Genomic DNA, 617 nt, shown 5'->3' with positions numbered 1-617 from the left:
AGGTGTTGGCGACGAAGGTCTGCTGGTAGGTGGTGGTGTCGATGGCGTCGATGCGGTCGCGCAGTCCGACGTACACCTTGCTGCCGTCGTCGCTGACCGCCAGGCCGGAGACGTGCTTCTGGTTGGTGGTGATCGTCGCCAGGCGCTCGCCCGTGAAGCTGTAGACGGCGACCGTGCCGGAGTTGTAGGCGTAGCCGGTGTTGCTGTCGGCGACGAAGACCTGCCGGTGGACGTTGTCGACGGCCAGTGCCGAGAACGAGGACATCGGCAGCTTGACCACGGCATCGGAGGCCGCCGCGTGCGCCGCGGGCGCGGCGGCGACGGTGAGTCCGGTCCCGGCGAGTGCGGCGGCGAGGACGGCGGCCGCAAGGCGTCCCGGACGGTGTGCTGTATTCAACTGTGCCCCCCACAGGCTGTGTTGAGGTCTCACGCGTCAGGTGAGACACCCGTGGAGGACATGGAACAACCGTGAAGATCCAAGAGGCAAGGAGAACACGCGGGACGGGGCACGACATGGCGAGGGCCTGCCGTCGTCCCCTCCGCCGGGGCGGGTGGAGGGGAGGGCGGCAGGCCCAGGAGCCCGCACGCCGTTGTACGGGCCCCGCCGGTGTGTTCCG

1 pseudogene is annotated in these 617 nt (G+C 69.4%); it reads right to left on the bottom strand.

The features are described 5' to 3' along the window. A pseudogene (locus IE258_RS40820) lies at positions 1–397 on the bottom strand (Ig-like domain repeat protein); the annotation flags it as partial. Positions 398–617 lie beyond the last annotated feature (220 nt).

Source organism: Streptomyces tendae (assembly GCF_014650435.1).
Taxonomy (GTDB): Bacteria; Actinomycetota; Actinomycetes; order Streptomycetales; family Streptomycetaceae; genus Streptomyces; species Streptomyces tendae.
Note: the sequence above shows the minus strand (reverse complement) of the source record. Positions and strands in the feature narration are given on the sequence as shown.